The sequence below is a fragment of the Accumulibacter sp. genome (assembly GCF_023806635.1).
Lineage (GTDB): Bacteria > Pseudomonadota > Gammaproteobacteria > Burkholderiales > Rhodocyclaceae > Accumulibacter.
In genome coordinates, this window is sequence record NZ_JAMTDQ010000006.1 from 91,459 (window position 1) to 117,906 (window position 26,448).

25 protein-coding genes are annotated in these 26,448 nt (G+C 65.5%); 12 read left to right on the plus strand and 13 right to left on the minus strand.

Translation table 11 applies throughout. The annotated features are described in order from the left end of the window. The first annotated feature begins 7 nt into the window (after positions 1 to 7). The 7 genes from NFW30_RS01205 to NFW30_RS01235 all read left to right on the plus strand — a co-directional run bounded on the left by NFW30_RS01205 (position 8) and on the right by NFW30_RS01235 (position 8,577). Positions 8 to 1,741 carry a V-type ATP synthase subunit A gene (locus NFW30_RS01205; protein ID WP_295350111.1) on the plus strand — a complete coding sequence of 578 codons (1,734 nt, stop codon included), beginning with the start codon at positions 8 to 10 and terminating at the stop codon, positions 1,739 to 1,741. Beyond that, positions 1,734 to 3,029: a V-type ATP synthase subunit B gene (locus NFW30_RS01210; protein WP_295350113.1), complete on the plus strand. Its 1,296-nt coding sequence runs from the start codon at positions 1,734 to 1,736 to the stop codon at positions 3,027 to 3,029. The genes NFW30_RS01205 and NFW30_RS01210 overlap by 8 nt, the downstream gene beginning before the upstream one ends. Positions 3,030 to 3,062: 33 nt before the next feature. Next, complete coding sequence (locus NFW30_RS01215; protein ID WP_295350115.1) at positions 3,063 to 3,668, plus strand: V-type ATP synthase subunit D; 606 nt, start codon at positions 3,063 to 3,065, stop codon at positions 3,666 to 3,668. Between the two features lie 160 nt (positions 3,669 to 3,828). Beyond that, positions 3,829 to 5,589, plus strand: coding sequence for a hypothetical protein (locus NFW30_RS01220; protein ID WP_295350117.1), 1,761 nt, complete (start codon positions 3,829 to 3,831; stop codon positions 5,587 to 5,589). A gap of 76 nt (positions 5,590 to 5,665) precedes the next feature. Then, a complete protein-coding gene (locus NFW30_RS01225; RefSeq protein ID WP_295350326.1) occupies positions 5,666 to 6,136 on the plus strand; it encodes a V-type ATP synthase subunit K in 471 nt (156 codons plus the stop codon). A 354-nt stretch (positions 6,137 to 6,490) separates the two neighbouring features. Next, a complete protein-coding gene (locus NFW30_RS01230) occupies positions 6,491 to 7,078 on the plus strand; it encodes a TRAP transporter small permease subunit (RefSeq protein WP_295350119.1) in 588 nt (195 codons plus the stop codon). Beyond that, complete coding sequence (locus tag NFW30_RS01235) at positions 7,078 to 8,577, plus strand: TRAP transporter large permease subunit (RefSeq protein ID WP_295350122.1); 1,500 nt, start codon at positions 7,078 to 7,080, stop codon at positions 8,575 to 8,577. Before NFW30_RS01230 ends, NFW30_RS01235 begins: the two co-directional genes overlap by 1 nt. Positions 8,578 to 8,718: 141 nt before the next feature. Here NFW30_RS01235 and NFW30_RS01240 read toward each other — a convergent pair whose 3' ends face one another. Together NFW30_RS01240 and pmbA are read right to left on the minus strand one after the other, a co-directional pair. Continuing rightward, positions 8,719 to 9,798 carry a TRAP transporter substrate-binding protein gene (locus tag NFW30_RS01240; RefSeq protein WP_295350124.1) on the minus strand — a complete coding sequence of 360 codons (1,080 nt, stop codon included), beginning with the start codon at positions 9,796 to 9,798 and terminating at the stop codon, positions 8,719 to 8,721. Between the two features lie 121 nt (positions 9,799 to 9,919). Continuing rightward, positions 9,920 to 11,293: a metalloprotease PmbA gene (pmbA, locus tag NFW30_RS01245; protein WP_295350127.1), complete on the minus strand. Its 1,374-nt coding sequence runs from the start codon at positions 11,291 to 11,293 to the stop codon at positions 9,920 to 9,922. A 94-nt stretch (positions 11,294 to 11,387) separates the two neighbouring features. Between pmbA and yjgA the strand changes: the two genes are divergently transcribed. Then, complete coding sequence (yjgA, locus tag NFW30_RS01250) at positions 11,388 to 11,945, plus strand: ribosome biogenesis factor YjgA (RefSeq protein ID WP_295350129.1); 558 nt, start codon at positions 11,388 to 11,390, stop codon at positions 11,943 to 11,945. Continuing rightward, positions 11,932 to 12,561, plus strand: coding sequence for a molybdopterin adenylyltransferase (mog, locus tag NFW30_RS01255; RefSeq protein WP_295350132.1), 630 nt, complete (start codon positions 11,932 to 11,934; stop codon positions 12,559 to 12,561). The genes yjgA and mog overlap by 14 nt, the downstream gene beginning before the upstream one ends. On the opposite strand, the gene NFW30_RS01260 is transcribed toward mog, so the two are convergent. Beyond that, positions 12,543 to 14,075: a hypothetical protein gene (locus tag NFW30_RS01260; RefSeq protein WP_295371633.1), complete on the minus strand. Its 1,533-nt coding sequence runs from the start codon at positions 14,073 to 14,075 to the stop codon at positions 12,543 to 12,545. The two genes, mog and NFW30_RS01260, sit on opposite strands and share 19 nt — an antisense overlap. A gap of 166 nt (positions 14,076 to 14,241) precedes the next feature. Here NFW30_RS01260 and NFW30_RS01265 point away from each other — a divergent pair, with 166 nt between their 5' ends. The 3 genes from NFW30_RS01265 (at position 14,242) to NFW30_RS01275 (ending at position 16,126) form a co-directional block, all read left to right on the plus strand. Next, positions 14,242 to 15,063 (plus strand): thymidylate synthase, encoded by an 822-nt coding sequence (locus NFW30_RS01265; protein WP_295350137.1) that lies wholly within the window; start codon positions 14,242 to 14,244, stop codon positions 15,061 to 15,063. Between the two features lie 9 nt (positions 15,064 to 15,072). Beyond that, the gene (locus tag NFW30_RS01270) at positions 15,073 to 15,603 is read left to right on the plus strand and encodes a dihydrofolate reductase (RefSeq protein ID WP_295350140.1); all 531 of its coding nucleotides are present in this window, start codon (positions 15,073 to 15,075) and stop codon (positions 15,601 to 15,603) included. An 88-nt stretch (positions 15,604 to 15,691) separates the two neighbouring features. Beyond that, positions 15,692 to 16,126, plus strand: a complete 435-nt coding sequence (locus NFW30_RS01275) for a DciA family protein (RefSeq protein WP_295350144.1) — start codon at positions 15,692 to 15,694, stop codon at positions 16,124 to 16,126. Here NFW30_RS01275 and NFW30_RS01280 read toward each other — a convergent pair. The 10 genes from NFW30_RS01280 to murD all read right to left on the minus strand — a co-directional run bounded on the left by NFW30_RS01280 (position 16,113) and on the right by murD (position 26,435). Then, positions 16,113 to 16,301: a hypothetical protein gene (locus tag NFW30_RS01280; protein ID WP_295350147.1), complete on the minus strand. Its 189-nt coding sequence runs from the start codon at positions 16,299 to 16,301 to the stop codon at positions 16,113 to 16,115. The two genes, NFW30_RS01275 and NFW30_RS01280, sit on opposite strands and share 14 nt — an antisense overlap. A gap of 4 nt (positions 16,302 to 16,305) precedes the next feature. Continuing rightward, a complete protein-coding gene (gene lpxC / locus NFW30_RS01285) occupies positions 16,306 to 17,235 on the minus strand; it encodes a UDP-3-O-acyl-N-acetylglucosamine deacetylase (RefSeq protein WP_295350150.1) in 930 nt (309 codons plus the stop codon). Positions 17,236 to 17,329: 94 nt separating this feature from the next. After that, positions 17,330 to 18,496, minus strand: a complete 1,167-nt coding sequence (ftsZ, locus tag NFW30_RS01290; protein WP_295350153.1) for a cell division protein FtsZ — start codon at positions 18,494 to 18,496, stop codon at positions 17,330 to 17,332. A 64-nt stretch (positions 18,497 to 18,560) separates the two neighbouring features. Continuing rightward, positions 18,561 to 19,790, minus strand: a complete 1,230-nt coding sequence (ftsA, locus tag NFW30_RS01295) for a cell division protein FtsA (protein WP_034936527.1) — start codon at positions 19,788 to 19,790, stop codon at positions 18,561 to 18,563. After that, on the minus strand, positions 19,787 to 20,539 hold the full coding sequence (locus NFW30_RS01300; protein ID WP_295350158.1) for a cell division protein FtsQ/DivIB: 753 nt from the start codon (positions 20,537 to 20,539) through the stop codon (positions 19,787 to 19,789). The genes ftsA and NFW30_RS01300 overlap by 4 nt, the downstream gene beginning before the upstream one ends. Positions 20,540 to 20,542: 3 nt before the next feature. Beyond that, positions 20,543 to 21,460: a D-alanine--D-alanine ligase gene (locus tag NFW30_RS01305; RefSeq protein ID WP_295350161.1), complete on the minus strand. Its 918-nt coding sequence runs from the start codon at positions 21,458 to 21,460 to the stop codon at positions 20,543 to 20,545. Positions 21,461 to 21,470: 10 nt separating this feature from the next. After that, positions 21,471 to 22,859, minus strand: a complete 1,389-nt coding sequence (gene murC / locus NFW30_RS01310; RefSeq protein WP_295350164.1) for a UDP-N-acetylmuramate--L-alanine ligase — start codon at positions 22,857 to 22,859, stop codon at positions 21,471 to 21,473. Next, positions 22,856 to 23,911, minus strand: coding sequence for an undecaprenyldiphospho-muramoylpentapeptide beta-N-acetylglucosaminyltransferase (murG, locus tag NFW30_RS01315; RefSeq protein ID WP_295350167.1), 1,056 nt, complete (start codon positions 23,909 to 23,911; stop codon positions 22,856 to 22,858). Before murG ends, murC begins: the two co-directional genes overlap by 4 nt. Then, positions 23,908 to 25,068 (minus strand): putative lipid II flippase FtsW, encoded by a 1,161-nt coding sequence (gene ftsW, locus NFW30_RS01320; RefSeq protein ID WP_295350170.1) that lies wholly within the window; start codon positions 25,066 to 25,068, stop codon positions 23,908 to 23,910. Before ftsW ends, murG begins: the two co-directional genes overlap by 4 nt. Continuing rightward, positions 25,068 to 26,435 carry a UDP-N-acetylmuramoyl-L-alanine--D-glutamate ligase gene (gene murD / locus NFW30_RS01325; protein WP_295350172.1) on the minus strand — a complete coding sequence of 456 codons (1,368 nt, stop codon included), beginning with the start codon at positions 26,433 to 26,435 and terminating at the stop codon, positions 25,068 to 25,070. The genes ftsW and murD overlap by 1 nt, the downstream gene beginning before the upstream one ends. Positions 26,436 to 26,448 lie beyond the last annotated feature (13 nt).

Consider the following 26,448-nt stretch of genomic DNA (forward strand, 5'->3'; position numbering starts at 1 on the left):
GCAGACCATGAGTGAAAACAGCGGAACGATCATTGGCATCAACGGCAATCTGTTGACCGTGGAGTTCACCAGGGCAGTGGTGCAGAACGAAGTCGCCTACGCGGTGATGGCTGACCGACGACTGAAGGCCGAGGTGATCCGCATCCGCGGTTCCTACGCCGACCTGCAGGTATTCGAGGACACCACCGGACTCAAGGAGGGTGACCGGGTCAGGTTCACCGGCGAGTTGCTGGCTGTCGAACTGGGTCCCGGCCTCCTGACACAGGTCTTCGACGGTCTCCAGAACCCGCTGCCACAGCTGGCAGAGCATTGCGGCTTCTTCCTGCAGCGGGGCGTCTATCTCGATGCCTTGCCCCGCGACCGCCTGTGGGCCTTCTCGCCGACGGCCGCACCGGGCGACCGTGTCACGGCCGGCGAGGCGCTCGGCAGCGTCCCCGAGGGTATCTTTCAGCACCGCATCATGGTCCCCTTCGGACTCCGCGGAGCGTTTACGGTCGAGCGAATCGCCGCGCCCGGAGACTACACCGTCAGCCACCCGATCGCCACACTGCGGGGGGCCGACAATGAGGTGGTCGAGGTGACGCTGATGCAGCGCTGGCCGGTGAAGATGCCCATCCGCGCGTACAGGGAGCGACTGCGTCCGGGCGAGCCGCTGGTGACCAAGGTGCGCATCATCGATACCTTCTATCCCGTGGCACGCGGCGGCACCTACTGCATACCTGGGCCCTTCGGCGCCGGCAAGACCGTTCTGCAGCAGATCACCAGCCGCTACGCGGATGTGGACATCGTCATCATCGCGGCGTGTGGCGAGAGGGCCGGCGAGGTCGTCGAGACGCTGCGCGAGTTCCCGCAACTGACCGACCCGCGAACGGGCAAGAGCCTGATGGATCGGACGCTGATCATCTGCAACACCAGTTCGATGCCGGTTGCAGCGCGCGAAGCATCGGTCTATACAGCCGTCACGATCGCCGAGTATTACCGCCAGATGGGCCTGAACGTACTCCTGCTGGCCGACTCGACTTCGCGCTGGGCGCAGGCCCTGCGCGAGATGTCGGGTCGGCTCGAGGAAATTCCCGGCGAGGAGGCGTTCCCCGCCTACCTCGAATCGGTGATCGCCGCCTTCTATGAGCGCGGCGGCATCGTCCGGCTGAAGGACGGCAGCCTGGGCTCGGTAACCATTGGCGGCACGGTCAGTCCGGCCGGTGGCAACTTTGAAGAACCCGTCACCCAGAGCACGCTCAAGGTCGTCGGCGCCTTTCACGGTCTTTCCCGCGAACGCTCGGACCAGCGGCGCTTCCCGGCCATTGATCCGCTCGATAGCTGGAGCCAGTATTCCGGGGTGGTTGCTGCCGAGCAGGTGAGTCTCGCACGCGGCATCCTGCACAGCGGCAACGAGGTGAAGCAGATGATGAAAGTGGTTGGCGAGGAAGGCACTTCGATCGATGACTTCGTCGTCTTCCTCAAGAGCGAGTACATCGATGCGGCCTACCTGCAACAGGACGCCTACCACGAGGTGGATGGAGCGAGCAGCGCCGAACGCCAGCGCTACGTGTTCGAGCGCATCCACCGTCTGCTGGGCAGCAGGATGAGCTTCAACGACAAGGACAGTGCACGCCGCTTTTTCCAGAGCCTGACGCAGACGACCAGAGACTGGAACCGGGTGGACCAGAATGACGCAGACTTCCTGCAGATCGAGCGGCAGCTCGAGCAGATGATCGCGGAGGTGTCACAAGATGCATAGGGTATACCAAGGCGTCGATCGCATTGCCGGCAACGTCATCACCGTCAGGGCAACCGGCGTCGGCTACCGTGAACTGGCCCAGGTCAGCTCACGTCATGGCAGCTCGCTGGCACAGGTGATTCGCCTGCAGGGCGGCAGCGTCGATCTGCAGGTATTCGCCGGCGGTCGCGGCATCGCCACCGATGCCGAGATCCGCTTTCTCGGACGGACGATGCAGGTGCCCTTCTCACGCTCCCTGCTTGGGAGGGTGTTCAACGGCAGCGGGCAACCGCGGGACAACGGGCCGGAGATCAACAAGAACCTCATCGACATCGGCGGTCCATCGGTCAACCCGGCGCGGCGAATCATCCCGCGGCGCATGGTACGCACCGGCATCCCGATGATCGATGTCTTCAACACTCTCGTGGAATCGCAGAAGCTTCCCATCTTCTCCGTCGCCGGCGAGCCCTACAACCAGCTGCTGGCGAGGATCGCCATGCAGGCCGAGGTGGACGTGATCATCCTCGGCGGCATGGGACTGAAGCACGACGACTACCTGTTCTTCCGCGATCTGCTCGAGGAGAACGGTGCTCTCTCGCGCGCCGTTCTCTTCATCCACACCGCCTCCGACCCGGTGGTCGAATGTCTTCTGGTACCGGACATCGCACTGGCCGTGGCCGAGCATTTCGCGCTGCTGAACCAGCGTGTCCTGGTCCTGCTGACCGACATGACCAACTTCGCCGATGCAATGAAGGAGGTCGCCATCACGATGGAGCAAATCCCTTCGAATCGCGGTTACCCCGGCGACCTGTACTCGCAGCTCGCGGCCCGCTACGAGAAGGCGGTCGACTTCGATGCTGCCGGCTCGATCACCATCCTGGCAGTGACCACGATGCCGGGGGACGACGTCACGCACCCGGTACCGGACAATACCGGCTACATCACCGAGGGACAGTTCTATCTGCGCAATGGCCGCATCGAGCCCTTCGGTTCGCTGAGCCGACTGAAGCAACTGGTCAATGACCAGACGCGCGCAGACCACCGGACGATCATGAACACCATGATCCAGCTTTACGCCTCCTACATGGAGACGCTCGAGAAGCAGTCAATGGGCTTTCGCATGAGTGCCTGGGACAACAAGCTGCTTGCCTACGGCCAGCGCTTCGAGAACGAGCTGATGGACCTGAAGGTGAACATCCCGCTCGAACAGGCACTGGATCTCTGCTGGCAGATCCTTGCCGACACTTTCGAGCCGGCGGAGACGGGAATCGCGTCGAAACTGACCGACCAGTTCTGGCCCAGCCGCTGACATCCGGCAAGACAAGGACGCTGACCACCACCGATGGCGACCATCAAGCACACCAAGAACGAGTTGAAGGCGCAGCGGGAAGCTCTGAAGCGCTTCCAGCGCTACCTGCCAACCCTGCAGTTGAAGAAGCAGCAACTGCAGCTGGAGGTTCGCCAGCTCGAAGCCACGCTCGAGCTGGCGCGCGCTGCCGAGCAACAGGACCGTGCGGAGCTTGCGAAGTGGGTTCGTCTCTTCGCCGAACCGGTGGAATGGAAAGACTGGCTGAGCGTGCGGGACGTTCGCCTCGGTCAGGGGAACATCGCCGGAGTGGCGATCCCCGTGCTCGCCGGCGTCGATTTTTCCCGCCAGGTGCCCGACCTGTTCACCACGCCGGCCTGGCTGGACGACGCCCTCGACATGCTGCAGCGACGCATCCGGAGGCGCCTGGAGCTGCAGGTGCTCGAAGAGCAACTGCGCCGGCTGGCTGCCGAGTTGCGCACCACCAGCCAGCGCGTGAATCTTTTCGAGAAGGTCAAGATACCCGAGGCCCGAGAACACATTAGGGTGATTCGAATATTCCTCGGCGACCAGATGACCGCCGGAGTGGCACGCTCGAAGATGGCCAAGGCGAAGGCCGTCGAGCAGTTGACCGCCACCTGACGAAGCCCATGGCCGCCCATCCAGTTAGCTCGTCCATGCAGGCCGACGGCACCGACCACTGCACGTGCGCCGGGCGCGACCAGCGCGCGCAGTGGGGCGACGGTGACCGGCCCATTGTCCTAGCGGCCTGCCCGCAACCCCCAGGAAGAGGTGCGAGTCAATGATCGTCCCGATGCAGAAGGTAATCGTCCTCTCCCGTGCCGCCGGCCGCGAAGCGGACCTGCTGTCGCTGCGGCAGCTTGGCGTGCTGCACCCAGTACTTGAGCAGGCCGTCGAACACGAAGACATCGAGGACGGGCGACGGCGTCTCGAATACATCAGGCGCGCCGCCGAAATCCTGCCCAACCTGCCACGCGCGCAGCCTTCAGGAAGAAGCCCCGGCGAGGTGGTCGACGAGTTGTCGCGGCTCCTTCGGCTTCGTCGGGAGACGGCCGAGGAACTCGAACGTCTGCGTCAGGAGTGCGCGCGCGTGTCGCCGTTCGGCGACTTCTCGCCCGAGGATCTCGCCGCTCTGGCCGAGAAGAAGGTGAGCATCCGCCTTTTCCAGGCGGCTCCGGACCGTCTGCCGGTGGTGCCGGCGGAGGCGGTATGTCTCGAAACGTCCCGCACTCGGGCCGCTGTATCGTTCGTCATCGTGACGGTCGGCGAAACGCCCGAGATTGCCGCCCAGGACGTGCGCCCGCCGGCGATGTCGCTGGCCGAGGTCAAGAGCCGGATCGGCGAACTGGAAGCGACTCAGGCCAGGATCGCCGACCAGATAGGATGCTTCGCCGGCGATCGTGCCGCTCTGGCCGACATGCGGGCCGAGGCGGAGGAGGCGGTCCAGATGGCCGAGATCCGCGCCGGCATGAGCTGTGCTGCGGCCGAACTGGTCTACCTGCAGGGCTATTGCCCCAGCGATGACGTCCCTCGCCTGCGCGACGCTGCAGGGAAGAACGGCTGGGGGCTGGTCATCGACGAACCTGCAGACAGCGACTTGGTGCCGACGTTGATCCGCAACCCGCGCTGGCTGAAGCCGATCGAGTCGGTCTTCGAACTGATCGGCATCCTGCCCGGCTATCGTGAGATCGACGTCAGCCTGTGGTTCCTGCTCTTTTTCAGCCTGTTCTTCGCCATGCTGGTGGGCGACGCCGGCTACGGGGCGATCTTCCTCGGGCTGACGCTTTGGGCGCAGCGCAGATTCCCCGCGAGTCCGGCCCATGCCTTCTCCCTGCTCAAGATCACCAGCGTCGCGACGATCGCCTGGGGCGTGCTGACCGGCACCTACTTCGGGATTCCCGACCTGCCGGCACCACTCGCTGCCCTGAAGCTGAGCTGGCTGGGCGACGAGGAGCACGTCAAGGACCTGTGCTTCTGGATTGCCGCCATCCACCTCTCGATCGCGCACGTGTGGAACATCGCCAACCTCATCCGCAGCCCGCAGGCGCTGGCCCAGGTCGGCTGGCTGTGCGTCGTCTGGTTCATGTTCTTCAGCGCCCGTTCGGTGGTACTCAACCTGCCGTTTCCGTCGATCATGATCTGGGTGTTCGGCGCGGGCGTCGTGCTCATCGTGCTTTTCATGACACCGCGCCGGAACCTGAGGGACGAATGGTTCAACCACGTGATGCTGCCACTGAATCTGGTCGGCAGCTTCGTGGACGTGATTTCGTACATCCGGCTCTACGCCGTCGGCACCGCCAGCTTTGCCATCGCATCGACCTTCAACATCATGCTGGCACCGATGTTCGACGGCTGGCTGAGCGGGCTGCTCGCGGCATTGCTGTTGTTCGTCGCGCACACGGTGAACATCGTCCTCTCGGTAATGGGCGTGATGGTGCACGGCATCCGGCTGAATACGCTGGAATTCGCCAGTCATCTCGGGCTGCAGTGGAGCGGTTTTCCCTACCGGCCGTGGCAGCGCATGCGGCCAACGTCCCCTTGAACGGCACGCTGCGGTTGTTGGAGACCACGATTGGCAAACACCTGACATAAAGGAGATTGAGTTGGATACAGATGTGATGGTCAGCCTTGGGCGTCTGGGAGCGGCAGCAGCCGTCGGCCTGGCTGCCGCCGGTTCGTCTCTGGGCGTTGGCGCAGCCGGACCGGCCGCTGTCGGCGCCTGGAAGAAATGCTACGCGCAGGACAAGGCAGCTCCTTTCGTGCTCTTCGCCTTCATCGGGGCGCCGATGTCGCAGACGATCTACGGCATGATTCTGATGGGCTGGATCAATACCGCACTTGATGCCTCGCTGGCTGCACATCAGGCGATCAACTGGGGGGGAATGCTTGGCGCCGGGATCTTCGGTGGTCTCGGCATGGGTGTCTCGGCTTGGTATCAGGGAGTCATTGGCGCCGCGGCAGCGGATGCGATGGCTGAAACGGGCAAGGGTTTCGGCAATTACCTGATGACCTTGGGCATCATCGAGACGTTGGCGATCCTGGTGCTGGTATTCATCCCGCCCGCGTTCCGTCTTGCTGGTGGCGCCTGACCGATTGTCACGAAATCGTCGCAAGCAGAGACAGAACCTACCGTTGGATCGTCGGCACGGCATCTGTCAACGATCCGCCGAGAGCCGGCGGAATCCCTGCAAGGCATCCGCGAGAAGGATCATCTTGCTGATTAATAATCAGTTTGGTGATCCGGCAGCGGACTGCATGCGAGTCGCCAAACCGTTCTCCCACGCATCGCAGATGTGCCATAATCGCTGACGCTGCTTACGGCCTCCGTGGCAGCAAGTTCGTGTCTGACGGCACAGCCCGATGATTCGCCCATCAAGAGGCGAAGCGCAGGCAATCGGGTCCGGGAGGAGACGCATGTTCTGTCGTCCATGGAGGGATGTCCGGTGAATGGTTTGCTCAAACTCTCGCAGCTGATCGACGGGCTCACCGAGCGCGTCGGCAAGACACTGATCTGGATCGTCCTGATCGTCACCCTGATCGCAGCCGGCAACGCGGTCATGCGCTACGTCTGGAACTACAGCTCGAACGCCTTTCTCGAAATCCAGTGGTACCTGTTCTCGGCGATCTTCCTGCTCGGCGCCGGCTACACGCTGCTGCGCAACGAGCACGTGCGCATCGACCTGATCGCCGGCCGGCTGAGCCCCCGCGGCCAGGCGTGGATCGACATCTTCGGCATCATCTTCTTCCTGATGCCGATGGCGATCGCCGTCATGTACATGTCGTGGCCGATCTTCCTCCTCGCCCTGCACACCAACGAACAGTCGAGCAACGCCGGCGGCCTGACGGTCTGGCCGGTCCGCCTGCTGGTGCCGATCGGCTTCTTCCTGTTGGTCCTGCAGGGAATCTCGGAACTGATCAAGCGCTTCGGCTTCCTGCAGGGTCTCTGCCCCGACCCGACGGCGAAAGGGCACAAGCCGACCGCAGAAGAGGAACTGGCCCTGGCAATCAAGGCGCAGAAGGGAGAGATCTGATGACCGACTTCCTGATCGCCAACATGGCGCCGATCATCTTCGCCTCGATGGTCGTCTTCCTCCTCGTCGGCTTCCCGGTCGCTTTCGCACTGGCGGCGAACGGCATCGTCTTCGGCCTGATCGGCATCGAGCTCGGGCTGCTCGGGCCGCAGCTGTTCCAAGCCCTGCCGGACCGCATCTTCGGCATCATGAACAACGACACGCTGCTGGCGATCCCGTTCTTCACCTTCATGGGCCTGATCCTCGAGCGATCGGGGATGGCCGAGGATCTGCTCGACACCATCGGCCAACTCTTCGGGCCCCTGCGCGGCGGCCTGGCCTTCGCGGTGATCTTCGTCGGCGCCCTGCTCGCGGCGACGACCGGCGTCGTCGCCGCGTCGGTGATCTCGATGGGCCTGATCTCGCTGCCGATCATGCTGCGCTACGGCTACGACACCAGGCTCGCGACCGGTGTGATCGCAGCGTCCGGGACGCTGGCGCAAATCATTCCGCCGTCGCTGGTGCTGATCATCATGGCCGACCAGCTCGGCAAGTCGGTCGGCGACATGTACAAGGGTGCTTTCATCCCGGGGCTGACGCTGACCGCCTTCTACGTCGGCTACGTCATCCTGGTCGCCATCTTCAGGCCGCGCTGGGCACCGGCGCTGCCAGCCGCAGCACGCACGCTGCACGGCGCCAGGTTGCTGATGCGCGCGGTGACGACACTGCTGCCACCACTGTTCCTGATCTTTCTCGTCCTCGGGACGATCTTCCTCGGCATCGCGACGCCGACCGAAGGCGGTGCCATGGGTGCGACGGGCGCCCTGATCCTGGCGCTGGCGCGCCAGCGCCTGAACTGGGGCCTGCTGCGGCAAGCCATGGAAACGACCGCCAAGCTGACGACCTTCGTCGTCTTCATCCTCGTCGGCGCGCGCGTGTTCTCGCTGACCTTCTATGGCGTCGATGGCCACCGCTGGGTCGAGCATCTGCTGACCGGGCTGCCCGGCGGCGAGGTCGGTTTCCTGATCGTCGTCAACGTGCTCGTCTTCCTGCTCGCCTTCTTCCTCGACTTCTTCGAACTCTCGTTCATCGTCGTGCCGCTGCTCGGGCCGGTGGCGCAGGCGCTGGGAATCGACCTGATCTGGTTCGGCGTGCTGCTGGCGGTGAACATGCAGACTTCGTTCATGCATCCGCCTTTCGGCTTCGCGCTCTTCTACCTGCGGTCGGTGGCGCCGGCATCGGTCAAGTCGACCGACATCTACTGGGGGGCAATCCCCTTCGTCTGCATCCAGATCATCATGGTCGGCATCCTGATCTTCTTCCCGCAGCTGGTGACCTTCGGCCTCGACCAGGACGCCAAGGTCGATCTCGATTCGGTGCAGATCGAAGTGCCGGCCTCGGACTACGGCACACCGGCCACCCCGCCCGGGCTCGAAGCGCCGAAGGACGCGGCTGCCGGCGGGGAGGATGCCGCCAGCAAGGCGATCCGCGATGCGATGAAGCAGGATCAGGCGAAGTAGTCCTGCGGCGATCGGCAAGCGCAGCGCGCAGCGAACGGCGGCAGAAAAAAAGCGGGGGCGGGGCAACAGCCCCGCCCCCCTTCCACTGTGGTCGATCTGCGCGCCGCGGGCAAGCAACGGCCGCGGCGCGGGAAAGACCTGCTAGCGCTTGCTGAAGATGTAGTTGGTGTACGAACCCTCGGCGACCCGCAACCAGAGGATCTGGTCGTCCATGAACTTCTTGTAGTCGTCGTACACCTTCTTGAACTCGGCATTCTTCGCCGATGTCTCGGCGTAGAGATCCATCGCCGCCTTGTAGCACGCGTCCATGACTTCCTTCGGGAACTGCTTCAACACCGTTCCCGAGCCGACGAGTTGCTTGAGCGCCGTCGGGTTCCTGGCATCGTACTTGGCGACCATGTCCACGTGCGCGTCGGCGCAGGCGATCTGCAGGATGGTCTGGTACTCCTTCGGCAGTTCGGCCCACTTCTTCAGGCTGACGTAGGCCGACACCTGCGGACCACCCTCCCACCATCCCGGGTAGTAGTAGAACTTGGCGACCTTGTTGAAGCCGAGTTTCTGGTCATCGTACGGGCCGATCCACTCGGCCGCGTCGATCGTCCCCTTCTCGAGCGCCGGATAGATGTCGCCACCCGGGATCTGCTGCGGTACGGCGCCGAGCTTGCTGAGGACGGCGCCGGCGAAGCCGCCGATGCGGATCTTCAGGCCATTGAGGTCAGCAACGGTCTTGATTTCCTTGCGATACCAACCGCCCATCTGGGTCGTCGTATTGCCGCAGGGAATGGTCATGATGTTCGACTTGGCGAAGAACTCGCCAAGCAGCTTGCCGCCGTTGCCGTGGCGCATCCAGGCGTCCATCATGCGGTTGGTCATGCCGAAGGGAACCGCGGTCTCCAGCGCGTAGGTCGGGTCCTTGCCGAAGAAGTAGTAGGAAACGGTATGCCCCATTTCGACGGTGCCGTCCTTGACCGCATCGAAGACGGCCGGACCGGGAACGATCTCGCCGCCGGCGAAGACCTGGATCTGGAACTTGCCGCCGGTCGCTTCGGCAACCCGTTTGGCCATGACTTCGGCACCACCGTAGATGGTGTCGAGGCTCTTCGGGAAGCTCGAGGCCAAGCGCCACTTGATCGTCGGCGCATTCTGGGCGATCGCCGGCATGGCCATGGTGCCGGCAGCCAGGCCGGCACCGGCATTCTTCAAGAACGAACGTCTTTCCACGACTTTGTCTCCTCTCAGCATTGTTGTCAGGGAATTGCACGGTGATTATAGCCAAAGCAGCCGTGCCTGCAGCAAGGACATGCCACCGCAGGTGGCGGCACGCCTTGATCGGCGTCGCAGGTCAGTCACCCGCCACCTTCATCTGCTCGATCAGGATCGAACCGACCTGCTTCGAGCCGCGCACGACGACGTCGGTGCCGACTGCCGCGATGTTCCGGAACATGTCGCGCAGGTTGCCGGCAATGGTGATCCCTTCCACCGGATGCGCGATGACACCACCGTCCACCCAATAGCCGGCAGCACCGCGCGAATAATCACCGGTCACATAGTTGACGCCGTGGCCGAGCAGTTCGGTGACCAGCAATCCGCGCCCCATCTTGCGCAGCAGCCCTGGCAGGTCGCGCTTGCCCGGCCGGACGATCAGGTTGTGACAGCCACCGGCATTGCCGGTGGTCTGCATCCCCAGCTTGCGGGCACTGTACGCGCTGAGGAAATAGCCTTGCAGTCGTCCGCCTGCGACCACTTCTCGGTCATGCGTGGCGACGCCGTCGTTGTCGAAATGGCTGCTGGCGAGCGCGCGCGGCAGGTGTGGCCGCTCGCTGATGTGCAGCCTGCGCGAGAAGACACGCTTGCCCAGGCTGTCGATGAGGAAGGAGGTGCGGCGATAGAGGCTGCCGCCGCTCGCCGCGTGCACGAAGTTGCCGATCAGCGATGCCGCCAGGGGCGCCTCGAACAGCACCGGCACCTTGCAGGTTCGGATCTTGCGTGCGCCGAGACGCGACAGAGCGCGCTGCGCAGCGCGCTCGCCAATCGCCTCGGCTGCAGCAAGCGCCGACGGGTCGCGTGCGACCTCATACCAGTCGTCCCGCTGCATGCCGTCGTTCGTTCCGGCGATCACCGAACACGACAGGTAGTGGCGCGAACTCGGATAGCCGGCGATGAAGCCGAGGCTGTTGGCGGCAACGAACTGACCCTCCTGGATGGAAACCGTCGCGCCTTCGGAATTGCTGATGCCGGGACCGACGGCGAAGGCGGCCTGCTCGCAGCGGCGAGCGATCGCCACGGCGTCTTCGACCGAAAGCATCCACGGATGGTAGAGGTCGAGGTCCGGCTGGCGGTCGGCATCGGTCGCCAGCAGCGCGGCATCGGCGAGACCGGCACTGGGGTCCTCAGCGGTGAAGCGGGCGATGTTCAGCGCCGCCTCGACGGTTTCGCGAACCGCCTTGGGCGAGAAATCGGAGGTGTTGGCATGCCCCTTGCGCTGGCCGAGGTAAACCGAAACGGAGACACCCTTGTCGCGGTTGTACTCGATGGTTTCCACCTCGCCGCAGCGCACCGTCACCGACTGCCCGAAGCCGGTCGACACATCGACCTCGCAGGCGCTCGCTCCCTGCCGGCCGGCCTGCGCGAGGACATCGCTCGCCAGCTCGCGCAACGTATCGAGGCTGTGACTGAAACGTGATTCGCGGCTGGCGGGCGGCTGCGGACGGGTCATGAGGTCTGCTGTGCGGCGAAAGCCGCTATCATAGCAGTTCCGGTAGCGGCCGCCTGACCAGCCGGCGGTCGACCACAACCATCGCACGGTGATCATGAGCAGGGACAGCGCAGCCGCAGACAGACACGACGATCCGCAACCGCAGTCGAAGACGAAGCGCAAGCGCGCCATGCTGGAACTGCAGGAACTCGGCGAGGAACTCGTCGCGCTGCCCGCCGACCGCCTGCGCCAGGTCGAACTGCCCGAGGATCTGCGGCTGGCCGTCGAGCAGGCACGCGGCATGGCGCGTCACGATGACGCGCGCCGCCGACAGATGCAGTACATTGGCCGCCTGATGCGGTCCGTCGACCCGCAGCCGATTCGTGCCGTCCTGGCAGCGGTGCGCGGCGACTCCGCCGACGAGACGGCGACGCTGCACCGGATCGAGCGCCTGCGCAGCGAGCTCCTCGCCGATGAGAGGCTTCTTTTCACGATCGCCAGCCGCTCGCCGTCGGTCGACCTGCAGCAGTTGCGCTCGCTGCGGCGGGCAGCCCTCGCCGAGCAGGAGCAGGGCAGGCCGCCGCGCAGCCAGCGTGCGCTGTTCCGGCTGCTGCGCGAGATCCACCGGAAAACGGCCACGACAGAAGGGGGTGCGGACGATGAGCGGGAATGAAGAGTTGCTGGTCGGCCTGGTGTCGATCAGCGATCGCGCCTCGCAGGGCGTCTATCGGGATCAGGGGCTGCCGGCGCTCGAAGAGTGGTTGCGGCTTGCGATCAGCAGCGCCTGGCGAAGCGAAGCGCGCCTGATCGCCGATGATCGCACGACGATCGAGCAGACGCTGATCGAGCTCGTCGACCACCTCGGCTGTCATCTCGTCCTGACCACCGGCGGTACGGGACCGGCCGCCCGTGACTTGACTCCAGAGGCGACGCTGGCCGTGGCCGACAGGCTGATGCCCGGCTTTGGCGAGGAGATGCGGCGCATCAGCCTGCACTTCGTGCCGACGGCGATCCTGTCGCGCCAGGTGGCGGTGATTCGTCGTCAGGCCCTGATCGTCAACCTCCCCGGACAACCGAAAGCCATCCGCGAGACCCTCGAAGGACTCAGGGCGGCAGATGGCAGCGTCCAGGTCAACGGCATCTTCGCCGCCATACCCTACTGCATCGACCTCCTTGGCGGTCCCTGCATCGAGACGCGACAGGAGGTCGTCAAAGCCTTTCGGCCGAAGTCGGCGCAGCGGTCGCAGCCCGGCGGTTGCGCCCCGGTTTCTCAGCCGGCCGGCTCCTGACGAAAGCGGGCGATCTCGAAATCACCGCCGCTCTCCTCGACCTCCAGCGGCACGAGCGCGATGAGGCGGCCATCGAGGCTCAGGTCGAGGTTGTCGCGAACCTGAAAACCGCCAAGCGGCAGGAGGACGCGCAGCACGTCGGCAGCGCCATGTTCATCGCCAAGATGGATGCCGGGAATGGCCACGGCGGCGGCGAAGCCGCTGCGCCGCGGCCGCAGGTCGATGCTTCTTGCCCGCCTCGACAGCACCTGCACGCCGACGGTGGCGGCACCATCGGGCAATGAGCCGAGCCGCCTGACGACACCGAGAAGCCAGTTGTCGCTCCCTTCGGCGCGCATGCAGAGCAGGGCGCCCAGGCGCACTCTGCCCTCGGACGAGCGGTCGAGCAGCGCCCGGAAACCACCGAGGCTGATATCGTCGACCAGCCATTGTTGCCGCGCCGGATCCTCCTGCAACTGCAGGGTGGCCCCGGCGAAAACCATGTAGCACTGCTCGAAGCCCTCGAACACCGTCATCTGCGTCCTGATGGCGTGTCGTCGATGCTGCCGCTGCGGCGGCTGCAGCGCCCAGTAGGGACGCAGGTGGCGCATCACCGCCAGCACCGTCTTCGGCGGGTACTCGCCGCCGAGATTGAGGTCCGTCGGCAACTCGCCATGTTCGAGGCGGTGGATCAGGTCGTTGAGAGCAGTCAATGCCGGCACCGGTGAGAGATAGCGCAGGCTGGGGCTGATCACGCCCGGTCGCCGGCCCAATCGGGAGGGTGGATCGCCCGTGGCTGCGTCGACCCAATAGACACTGTCCGCACGCGGCGTCGGCAAGAGAACGAAAGCCGAGAGGAAGTGTGCGATCAGGCGGTCGGCGATCTCGATCTGCTCCGGCAGGAGGCCGTCCATCGACGACGAGCCGAAGACCAGGGCATGGATGTACTGCTGCTGGGCGCTGGTCAGACCGTGCTGTGCCGGATAGAGCGGCAACGACTTCTGCGCGTAGCCAGCTTGCTCGGCTGCCAGATAGCTCGCTCCCAGCGCCTGCCAGACCTCCGCGCCGGCGGCTGCGTAGCGGAACGCGAGCCACTTCAGCTGACAGCGACGCGCCGCGAGCAGGCGCACCTCGATCAGCGGCAGTGACGCCTTGAGCGCATCGCTGCCCCTGCCGCGCGGATCCAGCCGCGCCCGCGACAGGCACAGCGAGTAACTCGCTGCCACTTCGCTGCAGAAGACGTGGCAGCGCGTCCAGATGCGGTCTCGCTCGGCCGGTGAGAGGTGTTGCGACTGCACGTAGTCCCGCCCCAGGCGACGCAGATGCGGCTGGGCAGCCTCATCGAGCTGGCGCAGGACATCGAAGTAGCGATCGACCCGGAAGTTGCGGGCATGCTTGAGCGACTCGAACCAGGTCGTCACTTCCTCGATGGCGTTTGTCGGCCGGGCGACCAACAGCTCGGCGACGATCCGCTTCAACTCCTTGCCATCGGCCAGCGGATGGTCGGGACGCTGCGGGAACAGGTTGAGAATCATCGGTGAGCCGTCCTCGTCACGGGTCGCCAGGTTGGAGGAGCAATTGTAATGCATGCGCGCAGGGCCGAGGTCGCAGCCATGTGGCTCGGCAGCGCCCGGGGCCTGGGGCAGGCCGGCGCTCCAGCATCGCTTACAATGCGGCCTGGGACATCGGCCGGGACAAGGGATGAGGCAGTATCTGGACCTGATGCAGCACGTGCTGGACAAGGGATGCGTGAAGGGGGACCGTACGGGCACCGGTACGAGGTCGGTGTTCGGCTGGCAGATGCGCTTCGCGCTTGACGACGGCTTTCCCCTGCTGACGACCAAGCGGCTTCACCTGCGCTCGATCGTGCATGAGTTGTTGTGGTTCCTGCGCGGGGAGACGAACATCCGCTACCTGCGGGAGAACGGGGTCCGCATCTGGGACGACTGGGCCGACGAGAACGGTGATCTCGGGCCGGTCTACGGCCATCAGTGGCGTCATTGGCAGACGGCAGACGGCCGACACATCGACCAGATGGCGCAACTGGTCGATGGACTCAGGCACCATCCCGACTCACGCCGCCATCTGGTTACGGCGTGGAACCCGGGCGACGTGGAGCGCATGGCGCTGCCGCCCTGCCATGCCTTGTTTCAGCTCTACGTCGCGCCCGCGCCGGCCGACGACGCGGACCGACGATTGCGTTTGTCCTGCCAGTTGTACCAGCGCAGCGCCGACATCTTTCTCGGCGTTCCCTTCAACATCGCATCCTATGCCCTCCTGACACTGATGCTGGCCCAGGTCTGCGGCTACCGTGCTGGCGAATTCGTGCACACCTTTGGCGATGCGCATCTTTACAGCAACCATTTCGATCAGGCGCGGCTGCAGTTGACCCGCGAACCACGCGGCCTGCCGCGGATGCGGCTGAACCCGGCGGTCGGCGACCTGTTCGCCTTCCGCTTCGAGGATTTCGAGCTCGAGGGCTACGATCCGCATCCGCACATTGCCGCGGCTGTTGCCGTCTAGGCGGTGGCGATGATCTCGTTGATCGCCGTCGTGGCACGAAACCGGGCGATCGGCAGTGGTCAGCAGTTGCTTTGGCGCCTGCCCGAAGACCTGCGCCATTTCCGCGCGACGACCGGAGGCAAACCGGTGATCATGGGCAGGAAAACCTGGGAATCGTTGCCGGAGGCCTTTCGTCCGTTGCCCGGCCGGCACAACATCGTCGTCAGCAGGAATCCGGCCTACCAGCCGCCCGGGGCCAGCCGGGCGTCCTCGATCACGGAAGCGCTGCAGCTCGCCGGCGACGCCGGCGAGGTCTTCGTCATCGGCGGTGCCGAGATGTATCGTCAGACGCTGCCGCTGGCCGACCGTCTCTACCTGACCGAGGTCGCTGCCGAAGCCAGCGGCGATGCGTTCTTTCCCGACCTGCCGGCGGGGCAATGGCGGGAGGTTTCACGCCGCGTCGGTTCTTCGCAGGGCACCAGGGATGGCAGCGTGCCCGATTTCGACTTCGTCATCTACGAACGGGCGCAGCGACAGGTCTCCCTGCCAGCAGCCCCATGAACGGGGTTGCTGGTTGGCGGTGCTGATTGCCAGGTGCTCGGCAAGCAGGATAGCATGCGTCCATCGTCCTTCGTGAGGGCTGCGGCAAATGGCCGAAACGCTGCACCGCTTTCTCACCGCGCCAGATGGCGCGGCAAAGGTCATGGCGCACGCGCAACTGTTGCGCCGGCTGGACGACATCTTCCGGCGCGTCGCGCCGGCGCACCTCGTGCAGGCGAGCAACCTGGCGAATTTCAAGTCGGGCATCCTGGTCATACACGCGCACAACGGCGCGGTCGCGGCGAAACTGCGCCAGCTCGCGCCAACGCTGGCAAACGAGGTCACGGAACGGGGCATCGACTGCCGCGGCCTGCAGATCCGGGTCCATGCACCGCAGACGCGCATCCCGACGGCGATGCCGCAATCCAGGCCGCTCTCCGCCGGTAGTCGCGAGCGCCTGGCGGCCCTGCGCCAATCGCTCCCCGCGTCTCCCCTGCAGCAGGCCGTCGAGCGCCTGCTGGCGCGGTCGGCTAAACAGGAATGACGGCGACACGCTCGATGATCATCAGCGCAAAGACCAGCAGCGCGATTAGCAACGAGTAGCGAAGGAGCCGCCAGGAGAAGGTCAGGTAGCGCCTGTCACGGGTGAAGACGAAGAGCGCTGCCCCCGCAGCCACTGCCAGCACCGTCAGGACGGCGAGCAGGCGCAGCAGCCACATGCGCTCAGAAAGCCGGCGATTCCAGCCAGCGCGCGACGGCCTGCGGCGCCAGGTCGCCGTTCTCGAAGCTGACGAACTCCCACGCCTCGGGGCTGGCCAAAAGCCTGCGCGCAAGCAGGTTGTTCAGGGCGTGTCCCGACTTGTGCGCGCTGAAGGCCGCCAGCAACGGGTGGCCAAGCAGGTACAGGTCACCGATCGCGTCGAGCACCTTGTGCTTGACGAACTCGTCGTCGTAACGCAAGCCGTCGGCGTTGAGCACGCGGTACTCGTCGAGGACGACGGCGTTGTCGAGCCCGCCACCCTGCGCCAGACCGTTCTCGTGCAGCCACTCGACTTCCTGCATGAAACCGAAGGTCCGCGCCCGTGCCACTTCGCGCACATAGGAATGGGCGGCAAAATCGATCGTCACGTGCTGCCCCGTGCGATCGATCGCCGGGTGGTTGAAGCCGATCGAGAAAGACAGCCGGAAGCCGTCATGAGGATCGAGCCGGGCCCACTTCGCGCCGGCCGGATCGTCCTCGCGCACTTCGACGGGCGTCTTGATGCGAATGAATCGCTTGGCCGCCGGCTGTTCCTCGATGCCGACCGACTGGATGAGGAAGACGAAGGGCGAAGCCGACCCGTCGAGGATCGGCAGTTCGGCAGCATCGACGTCGACGAAGGCGTTGTCGACCCCGAGGCCGGCGAAGGCTGACATGAGGTGCTCGACCGTCCCGACCTTGGCGCCGTCGCGCTCGACGCACGAGCACATGCGGGTGTCGGTGACGAGCAATGCGGATGCCGGCAGGTCGACGGGCGGGTCGAGATCGACCCGGCGAAAGACGATGCCGGTCCCCGGCGCCGCCGGACGCAGGCTCATGTTAACCTTGACGCCGGAATGCAGACCGACGCCAGCCGCGCTGACGACAGCCTTGAGCGTTCGTTGCTTCAACATATGTCTGAAAAAAGGAGGGAATCGGCTGATTCTAGCACAGGCCGGGCGGCCCGGACAGACGCCGATTCCCGCAGAGGAGTGATGGGGATCGCGTTCAGTCCGCCTGCTTGCGCAGGAACGCGGGGATGTCGTAACGGTCGACGCCGCTGTTGGCCAGCGCTTCGACGGTGGCGCTGCGTCCCTTGCGGACGATCGCCGGTACCTGGTCGAGCGACGAGTAGTCGATGGCACCGCCGCCAAACGGTCCATCGGTTCCGGTTGCCTGACGGTCGATGTTGCGGATCACCTCGAAGGGACGCTGCCTGGCTTGCGCCTGACCGAGGCCCGTGGCCACCACCGTGACGCGGATCTCCTCAGCCATCTGCTCATCGTAGACGGCGCCGAAGATGATGTGCGCATCGTCAGCGGCGAACGCGCGGACGGTGTTCATCACTTCGTTGACCTCCTTCATCTTCAGCGAGCGGGAGGCCGTGATGTTGACCAGCACGCCCTTGGCGCCGGAAAGGTTCACACCTTCGAGCAGCGGCGACGAAACCGCGCGCTCGGCAGCAATCCGCGCGCGGTCGACACCGGCGGCGTTCGCTGAGCCCATCATCGCCATGCCCATCTCGCCCATCACCGTCCGCACATCCTCGAAGTCGACGTTCACCAGGCCCGGGAAGTTGATGATCTCGGCAATGCCGCCGACGGCGTTGCGCAGTACGTTGTCGGCCGCGCGGAAGGCTTCATCCATCGAAACGTCCTCACCGAGGACGTCCATCAGGCGGTCGTTGAGGATGACGATGAGCGAGTCGACGTGCTTCTGCAGCTCGGAAATCCCGACCTCGGCGACCTTCAGCCGCTTGCCCTCGAAAGCGAAGGGCTTGGTGACGACGGCAACCGTCAGTACGCCGAGTTCGCGCGCCACCTCGGCGACGATCGGCGCGGCACCGGTACCCGTGCCACCGCCCATGCCGGCGGTGATGAACACCATGTGCGCACCCTGCAGTGAAGCGGCGATCGCCTCGCGCTCCTCGATCGCCGCACTCTTGCCGGCTTCCGGCTTGGCACCGGCGCCGAGGCCGGTCTTGCCAAGCTGCAGCTTCTGCAGGGCAATGCTGCGGCCAAGCGCCTGCGAGTCGGTATTGGCGGTGATGAAGTCCACGCCATTCACCCCCTCGCGGATCATGTGATCGACGGCATTGCCGCCGGCGCCGCCGATGCCGATCACCTTGATCACGGTATCGCGCTCGCTCTGTTCCTTCTCGATGATTTCAAACATTGTCGCCTCCTCTGCAAAAAAGTTCACCAACTGCAAGAAACGCCTCTCGTCATCGCTGACAGGCTTAGAAGTTCTTTTCGAACCACGACTTCATGCGACCGAACACCTGCTTCACATCGCGCGTCTCGCGCACCTTGAGACCGCGCTTGCGCTGCGTGTGGGCCTCGAGCAGCAGACCACAGGCAGTCGCGAAACGCGGGCTCTGAACCACATCGGCAAGCGCCCCCTGATACTTCGGCACGCCCAGACGCACCGGCATGTGGAAGATCTCCTCGCCGAGTTCGATCATCCCGGGCATCACCGAGGCGCCTCCGGTGAGGACGATTCCCGATGAGAGGACATCCTCGAACCCCGAGCGCCGCAGTTCCGCCTGGATCAGTTCGTAGAGTTCCTCGACGCGCGGCTGGATGACATCGGCCAGCGCACGGCGCGACAGCTTGCGCGAGGGACGGTCGTCGACCCCGGCAACGTCGAGGACGTCCTCGGGATCCGCCAGATGCGCCAGCGCACACCCGTACTTGCGCTTGATGTCCTCCGCCTCGCGTGTCGGCGTGCGCAGCGCCATGGCGATGTCGTTGGTCACCTGGTCACCGGCAATCGGGATCACCGAGGTGTGGCGGATCGCCCCCTGTGTCCACACCGCGAGATCGGTCGTGCCGCCGCCGATGTCGATCAGGCAGATGCCGAGATCCTTCTCGTCATCGGAAAGGACCGCGCAGCTCGACGCCAGGGGTTGCAGGACCAGGTCATTGACTTCGAGGCCGCAGCGGCGCACGCACTTGACGATGTTCTGGGCGGCGGAAACGGCACCGGTGACGATGTGCACCTTGACTTCGAGGCGGAAGCCGCTCATGCCGATCGGCTCGCGTATGCCGTCCTGGTCGTCGATGATGAACTCTTGCGTCAGGATGTGGAGGATCTCCTGGTCGGCCGGGATCGGCATCGCACGAGCCGTCTCGATGACCCGTTCGACATCCATCGGAGTGACTTCCTTGTCCTTGATCGCCACCATCCCGTTCGAGTTGAAGCTGCGGATGTGGCTGCCGGCAATCCCGGTGTAGACGTCGCGCACCTTGCAGTCGGCCATCAGCTCGACTTCCTGCAGGACGCGCGAGATCGTCGCTACGGTCTCCTCGATATTGACGACGACCCCCTTCTTGAGCCCCCTCGACTCCTGTGAGCCCATGCCGATGACGTTGAGCCGCCCCTCGGGAGTGAGCTCGGCAACCAGCGCAACAATCTTGGACGTACCAATGTCGAGTCCAACGATCAGATCCTTGCTATCCCTGCTCATCTCTTTCCTTTGACTTCCTGAACCGCACTGGCCGCGAAGCGGAGTGCGAAACCATTCGGATACCGCATGTCTACCGCGACCGGCCGCCCGTGGCGGGCGTCCGGCATGGTCGGGTAGTACTCGACGAATCGTTGCAGGCGCATGCGGATCGGCGCCTTTGCCTGCTCGCGTCCCAGCTCAACCAGCATCCCGTCCTCCAGCTTCACCGTCCAGGCCAGGCGCGGCGACAGGCTCAGCTGCGCCGGGCGCAGGCTGGCCGGTTTGAGCAGCTCGACGAACTCCCCATGGCGACGCAGGACTTCGCGTGAGGAGCCGCTCGGTCCACTGAGTCTGGGCAGCCGCTGCTCGTCGGGAAGTGAGGCGGCGAAGACCTCGCCAAAGATGTTGACCAGCTCGCCATGCCCGTCTCCCCAATGCGCTGCAGCTTTCTGCTCCTCGATGCGCACTTCGATGCGCGATGGCCAGCGGCGCCACAGCTCGGCGCGGCGCACCCACGGCAGATCCTCGAGTGCCCGGCGCAGTGCCTCGAGATCGACGGTGAAGAAGTTGCCACGCAACAAGCCGGCCAAGGTTTCCTCCAGCTCGTGTCTCTGCACGACCCGCAGCTCGCCCAGCACCTGCACCTCGGCGAGCGGGAACAGGCGCAGGCGCGCCGAGCCCCAGACGACCGCAGCCGCCAGGAAGGCTGCCGCGGCGCCGAGAAGGAGCAGGTCGGCGATTGCTTTCAGCAGGTGTGGTTTGTGCCACATCGTTCATCCCAGTGTGGCCAGCGCCAGGACGCGGACCACCAGCTCGTCGTAACCGATGCCGGCGGCGCGAGCCGCCATCGGCACCAGCGAGTGGTCGGTCATTCCTGGCGAGGTGTTCACTTCGAGCAGGTACGCCCGACCGCCGCAGGCTTCGTCCATCAGGAAGTCCACCCGCCCCCAGCCGCGACCGCCGAGGACGCGAAAGGCCTCCAGCGCCAGTGCCCGCAGCTCGTGCTCGCGCTCCTCGGGCAACCCGCAGGGGCAGCGATAGACGGTGTCATCACGCAGGTACTTGGCCTCGTAGTCGTAGAAATCCCTGCCCGGCTCGATCTTGATGATCGGCAACGCCAGGTCACCGAGGATCGCCGCGGTGTACTCGCCGCCGAGAATTGCCCGCTCGGCGAGCACCAGCGGATCGTGGCGAGCGGCTGCCGCATGCGCGGCGGCCAGTTCGCTGCTGTGCCGGACCTTGGTGATGCCGATCGAAGAGCCTTCGCAGGCCGGCTTGACGAAGAGGGGCAGCCCCAGTTCCGCCGCGACGCGCGCGAAGTCTCCGCCTGCTTCCAGCAACCGATACTCGGGGATGGGCAACCGTGCCGCCTGCCACAGCAGCTTGCTGCGCCACTTGTCCATCCCCAGCGCCGAAGCCATCACGCCACTGCCGGTGTAGGGGACGCCCATCAGCTCGAGCGCGCCCTGGATGGTTCCGTCTTCGCCGTAACGCCCATGCAGGGCGATGAAGGCACGATCATAGGCGGCCAGTTCGTCGAGACGACGTGTCGCCGGATCGAAGGCATGGGCGTCGACTCCCTGCCGCTGCAGCGCGGCGAGAACCCGCGCGCCGCTGTTCAGCGAGACATCCCGCTCGGCCGAGTGGCCACCGAAGAGCACTGCCACCTTGCCGAATTCCGTGCGGCTCATCATTCTCTCCCTAGGCGGCCAGCAGCTTGCCGGGAATCGTGCCGATCGATCCCGCACCCATCGTCATCACCACGTCGCCATCGCGCGCGGCATCGCGAATCGCCTGCGGCAGATCGGCAACGTGCTCGACGAAGACCGGTTCGACCTTGCCGACGACACGCAGCGCACGGGCAAGCGCGCGGCCATCGGCAGCGACGATCGGCTGCTCGCCGGCAGCGTACACTTCGCCAAGTACCAGTGCGTCGACGCCGCTGAGTACCTTGACGAAATCATCGAAGCAGTCGCGTGTGCGCGTGTAGCGGTGTGGCTGGAAGGCGAGCAACAGGCGACGTCCGGGAAACGCACCGCGGGCGGCGGCAAGCGTCGCCCGCATCTCGACCGGGTGGTGGCCATAGTCGTCGATCAACGTGACCGATCCACCCTGCGGCAGCGAGAGCTCACCGTAGCGCTGGAAGCGACGCCCAACGCCACGGAACTCGGCCAGCGCGGTGCTGATCGCGGCATCGGCGACACCGAGTTCACTGGCGACGGCAATCGCTGCCAGCGCGTTGAGGACGTTGTGGTGACCGGGCAGATTGAGCCGTATCGGCAAGCGGCTGACACTGCCATTGACGCGCACGCAGTCGAAGTGCATCTGGCCAGCGACCGCGGCGACGTTCTCGGCGTAGACGTTGGCCGCCGGATCGAGACCATAGGTGACGATCTGCTTGCTGACGAGCGGCATGATCTCGCGCACGTTCGCGTCGTCGGCGCAGAGTACCGCCACGCCGTAGAACGGCAGACGCTGGATGAAGTCGACGAAGGCCTGCTTCAGCCGGCTGAAGTCGTGGCCATAGGTTTCCATGTGGTCACTGTCGATGTTGGTGACGATCGACAGGACCGGCGACAGCAGGAGGAACGACGCGTCGGATTCGTCGGCTTCGGCGACGAGGAAGTCACCCGACCCGAGGCGGGCATTGGCACCGGCCGCGTTCAGCCGACCGCCGATGACGAAGGTCGGATCCATGCCACCGGCGGCGAGGATCGAAGCCACCAGACTGGTCGTCGTGGTCTTGCCATGGGTACCGGCGACGGCAATTCCCTGCTTCAGGCGCATCAGCTCAGCGAGCATCTGTGCCCGCGGCACGACCGGCACCTTGCGGGCCCGCGCGGCGATGACCTCCGGATTGTCGGAGCGGACCGCCGACGAAATCACCACCGCGTCGGCCATGCTGACGTTTTCGGCGGCGTGACCGATGACGGTGCGGATTCCAAGCTCGCCCAGGCGACGCGTCGTCGAGCTGTCGGCAAGATCGGAACCGCTGACCGTGAAGCCGAGATTGGACAGGACCTCCGCGATGCCGCTCATGCCGGCACCACCGATACCGACGAAATGAATGCTCTTGACCTTGTGCTTCACTCGACAAGCTCCTCACACATCCTGGCCAGAGCGGCGGTCGCTTCCGGCCTGGCGAGCGCACGCGCCTTCTCGGCCATCGACTGCAGCTGCGCACGCGACAACTCCTGCAACTCGGCGATCGCCTCGGGGCTCAGATCACCCTGCGGCAACAGGCGGGCGGCACCGGCTGCCGAAAGGAAGCGGGCGTTGCGCGTCTGGTGGTCGTCCACCGCATGCGGAAACGGTACCAGGACGCTGGCCACACCAACTGCGGCGAGTTCGGCGACGGTCAGCGCTCCGGCGCGGCAGATCACCAGGTCGGCCCATTCGTAGGCAGCCGCCATGTCTTCGATGAAGGCCACACACTGCGCCTGCACGCCCGCGGCGGCGTAGTTCTGTCGCAGCTTCTCGAGATGCCGCTCGCCGGCCTGATGGACCACCTGCGGTCGCTGGCCGGCAGCCAGCATGGCAAGGCCGCGCGGCACGACGTCATTGAGCGCCGCGGCCCCCTGGCTGCCACCGAGCACCAGCCAGCGCAGCGCGTCGGCGCGCCCGGCGAGACGCTCCGCCGGCGCGGGCAGGGAACTGACTTCCGGACGCAGGGGATTGCCTACCCAGACAGCACGCGGCAGCGCTTCCGGAAAGCCGCAGGCAACCCGCTGCGCCCAGCGGGCAAGAACCCGGTTGGCGAGGCCGGCAATCGAGTTCTGCTCGTGAATGATCAGCGGCCAGCCGGACAACGCCGCCATCAGGCCGCCCGGGAAGCTGACGTAGCCACCGAGACCAAGAACCACGTCCGGTCGCAGGCGGCGGATCTCGCGCCGCGCCTGGCAGCACGCGGCGAACAGATGGAAGGGCAGCATCAGCTTGCGCAACAGGCCCTTTCCCCGCAACGCCGCGAAGCGAACCCAGGCCATCTCGTAGCCGCGCGCCGGCACCAGCCTGGCTTCCATGCCGTCCGGAGAGCCCATCCAGACGACACGCCAGTCGCGCTGGCGCAGGAGGTCGGCCACCGCCAGGCCGGGGAAGACATGGCCACCGGTACCGCCAGCCATGACCAGCAAGGTTCTCACAGCTTCGCTCCACGCATCAGCTGACGATTCTCCCAATCGATCCGCATGAGCACGGCGAGTGCCACGCAATTGGCCAGGATGCCCGAGCCGCCGAAACTCATCAGCGGCAGGGTGAGGCCCTTGGTCGGCAGCACACCCATGTTGACCCCCATGTTGATGAACGCCTGCACACCGAGCCAGACGCCGACCCCTTGCGCCACCAGCGCCGAGTAGTAGCGCTCGAGCGCCACCGCCTGTCGGCCAATGGCGAAGGCGCGCTGGATCAGCAGGCTGAAGAGCAGGATGACGACCAGTACGCCGACAAAGCCAAGCTCTTCGGCGATCACCGCCAGCAGGAAGTCGGTATGGGCCTCGGGCAGGTAGAACAGCTTTTCGACGCTCGCACCAAGCCCGACGCCGAAGAGTTCGCCGCGACCGAAGGCGATCAATGCGTGCGACAGCTGGTAACCGCGACCGAAGGCATCGGCCCACGGATCCATGAAGCCGAAGATGCGGTCGCGGCGATAGGGAGAGACGATGATCAGGGCGGCAAAGGCAACCGCCAGGACGATGATCAGGATGACGAAGAGACGCGCCCGCATGCCGCCGAGGAAGAGGATCGCCATGGCGATCGAGATGATGACGACGAAGGCGCCGAAATCCGGTTCCTTCAGCAGCAGCACGCCGACCGCGACCATGGCGCTCGCCAGGGGCAGGAAGGCCTTTTTCAGGTCGTGCATGTACGGCATCTTGCGCGCCGTGTAGTCGGCGGCGTAGAGCACCGCGAACAGCTTCATCAGCTCGGAAGGTTGCAGGTTGATCAGCCCGAGTGAGAGCCAGCGGCGCGCACCGTTGACTTCGCGACCGATGCCCGGAACCAGCACGAGCGCCAGCATCACGAAGCCGATGACGAAGAGCCACGGCGACCAACGCTGCCAGGTCGCCATCGGCACCTGGAAGGCCATGCCGGCGGCGACCAGTGCCAGGATCAGGAAGACACCGTGGCGGATCAGGAAGTAGCTGGACTGGTTGCCGGTCTGGCGGGCCGCCTCGGCGGTCGCCATCGACGCCGAGTAGACCATGACCATGCCGATCACCAGCAGGACCAACGTGCTCCAGAGGAGCGCCAGATCGATCTCCGATGGCAGACGACGCGGTCGATCCAGGGTACGCAACATCAGGCAGCCTCCCTTTCGATGCCGCGCACGGCGTCTACGAAGACGCTCGCCCGGTGCGCATAGTCGCGATACATGTCCATGCTGGCGCAGGCCGGCGAAAGCAGCACGGCATCGCCGGGATGCGCCTGGCCGGCGCACCAGAGCACGGCCTCGGTCATGTCGGCGCAGTGACGCAGCGGCAGCGGGCATCCGTGCAGGACCGCGGCGATGGCCGCGGCATCACGACCGATCAGCGCCACCGCGCGGGCATGGCGGGCGATGGCTTCGCGCAACGGGCTGAAATCCTGCCCCTTGCCGTCGCCGCCGAGAATGATCACCACCGGGCGACCGAGCCCTTCGACGGCCGCCAGGGTCGCACCGACGTTGGTCCCCTTGGAGTCGTCGTAGTAGGCGACGCCCTTGATCTCGGCCACCCACTCGAGACGATGGGCGAGGCCGCCGAAGGCGGCCAGAGCCGGCAGCAGCTGACGCGGATCGATGCCGATCGCCTCGCACAGTGCCAGAGCCGCCATCGCGTTGGCAACGTTGTGCCGGCCGGCCAGACGCAGGTCGGCGGTGGCGATCAGCCTTTCACTTCCGCGCACGATCCACCCCTCCTCGACACCATAGTCGGCAGGGCGGGGGGGTGGGCCGAAGCCGAAGGTGACCGTCGCCCGGCCCGGCGGCACGGCTGCCAGGCTCAGCGGATCGTCGCGATTGAGCACCGCGGCACCCCGCCCCTGAAAGATGCGCGCCTTGCTGGCGGCGTAGCTCGCCATGCCGCTGTAACGATCGAGGTGATCCTCGCTGACGTTGAGGACGGTGGCGGCGTCGGCATCGAGGCTGTAAGTCGTCTCGAGCTGAAAACTGGACAGCTCGAGAACCCAGGTGTCCGGCATGCGAGCACACTCGACGGCCGCGAGCAGGGCCGTCAGCGCCGCCGGGCCGATGTTGCCAGCGACAGCCGTGGCGCGCCCGGCAGCTCGGCAGAGCGCGCCGGTGAGCGCGGTGGTGGTGGTCTTGCCGTTGCTGCCGGTGATTGCGATCAGCCGTGCCGCAGGGCTCGACTGCCGCAGAGCAGAGGCAAAGAGCTCGATCTCCGAGACCACCGGCACACCGCGCGCCATCGCTTCGCCGATCAGCGGCTCGGCGACCGGGACGCCCGGTGACAGGGCGATCAGCTCGACACCGGCCAGCGCTTCGCGCTGCAGCGGACCGGCGAACAACGGTGCGTCGGGAACGATCGCGCGCAGCAGGTCCACGTGGGGTGGTACCTGGCGGGTATCTGCCACCCGCAGCCGCACGCCCTGACGCGCCAGCCACCGGACCATCGCCAGGCCGCTTTCGCCAAGACCGACCACGAGTGTCGATTTCCCCTGCAGTTCCATGTTCAGCGGGCCC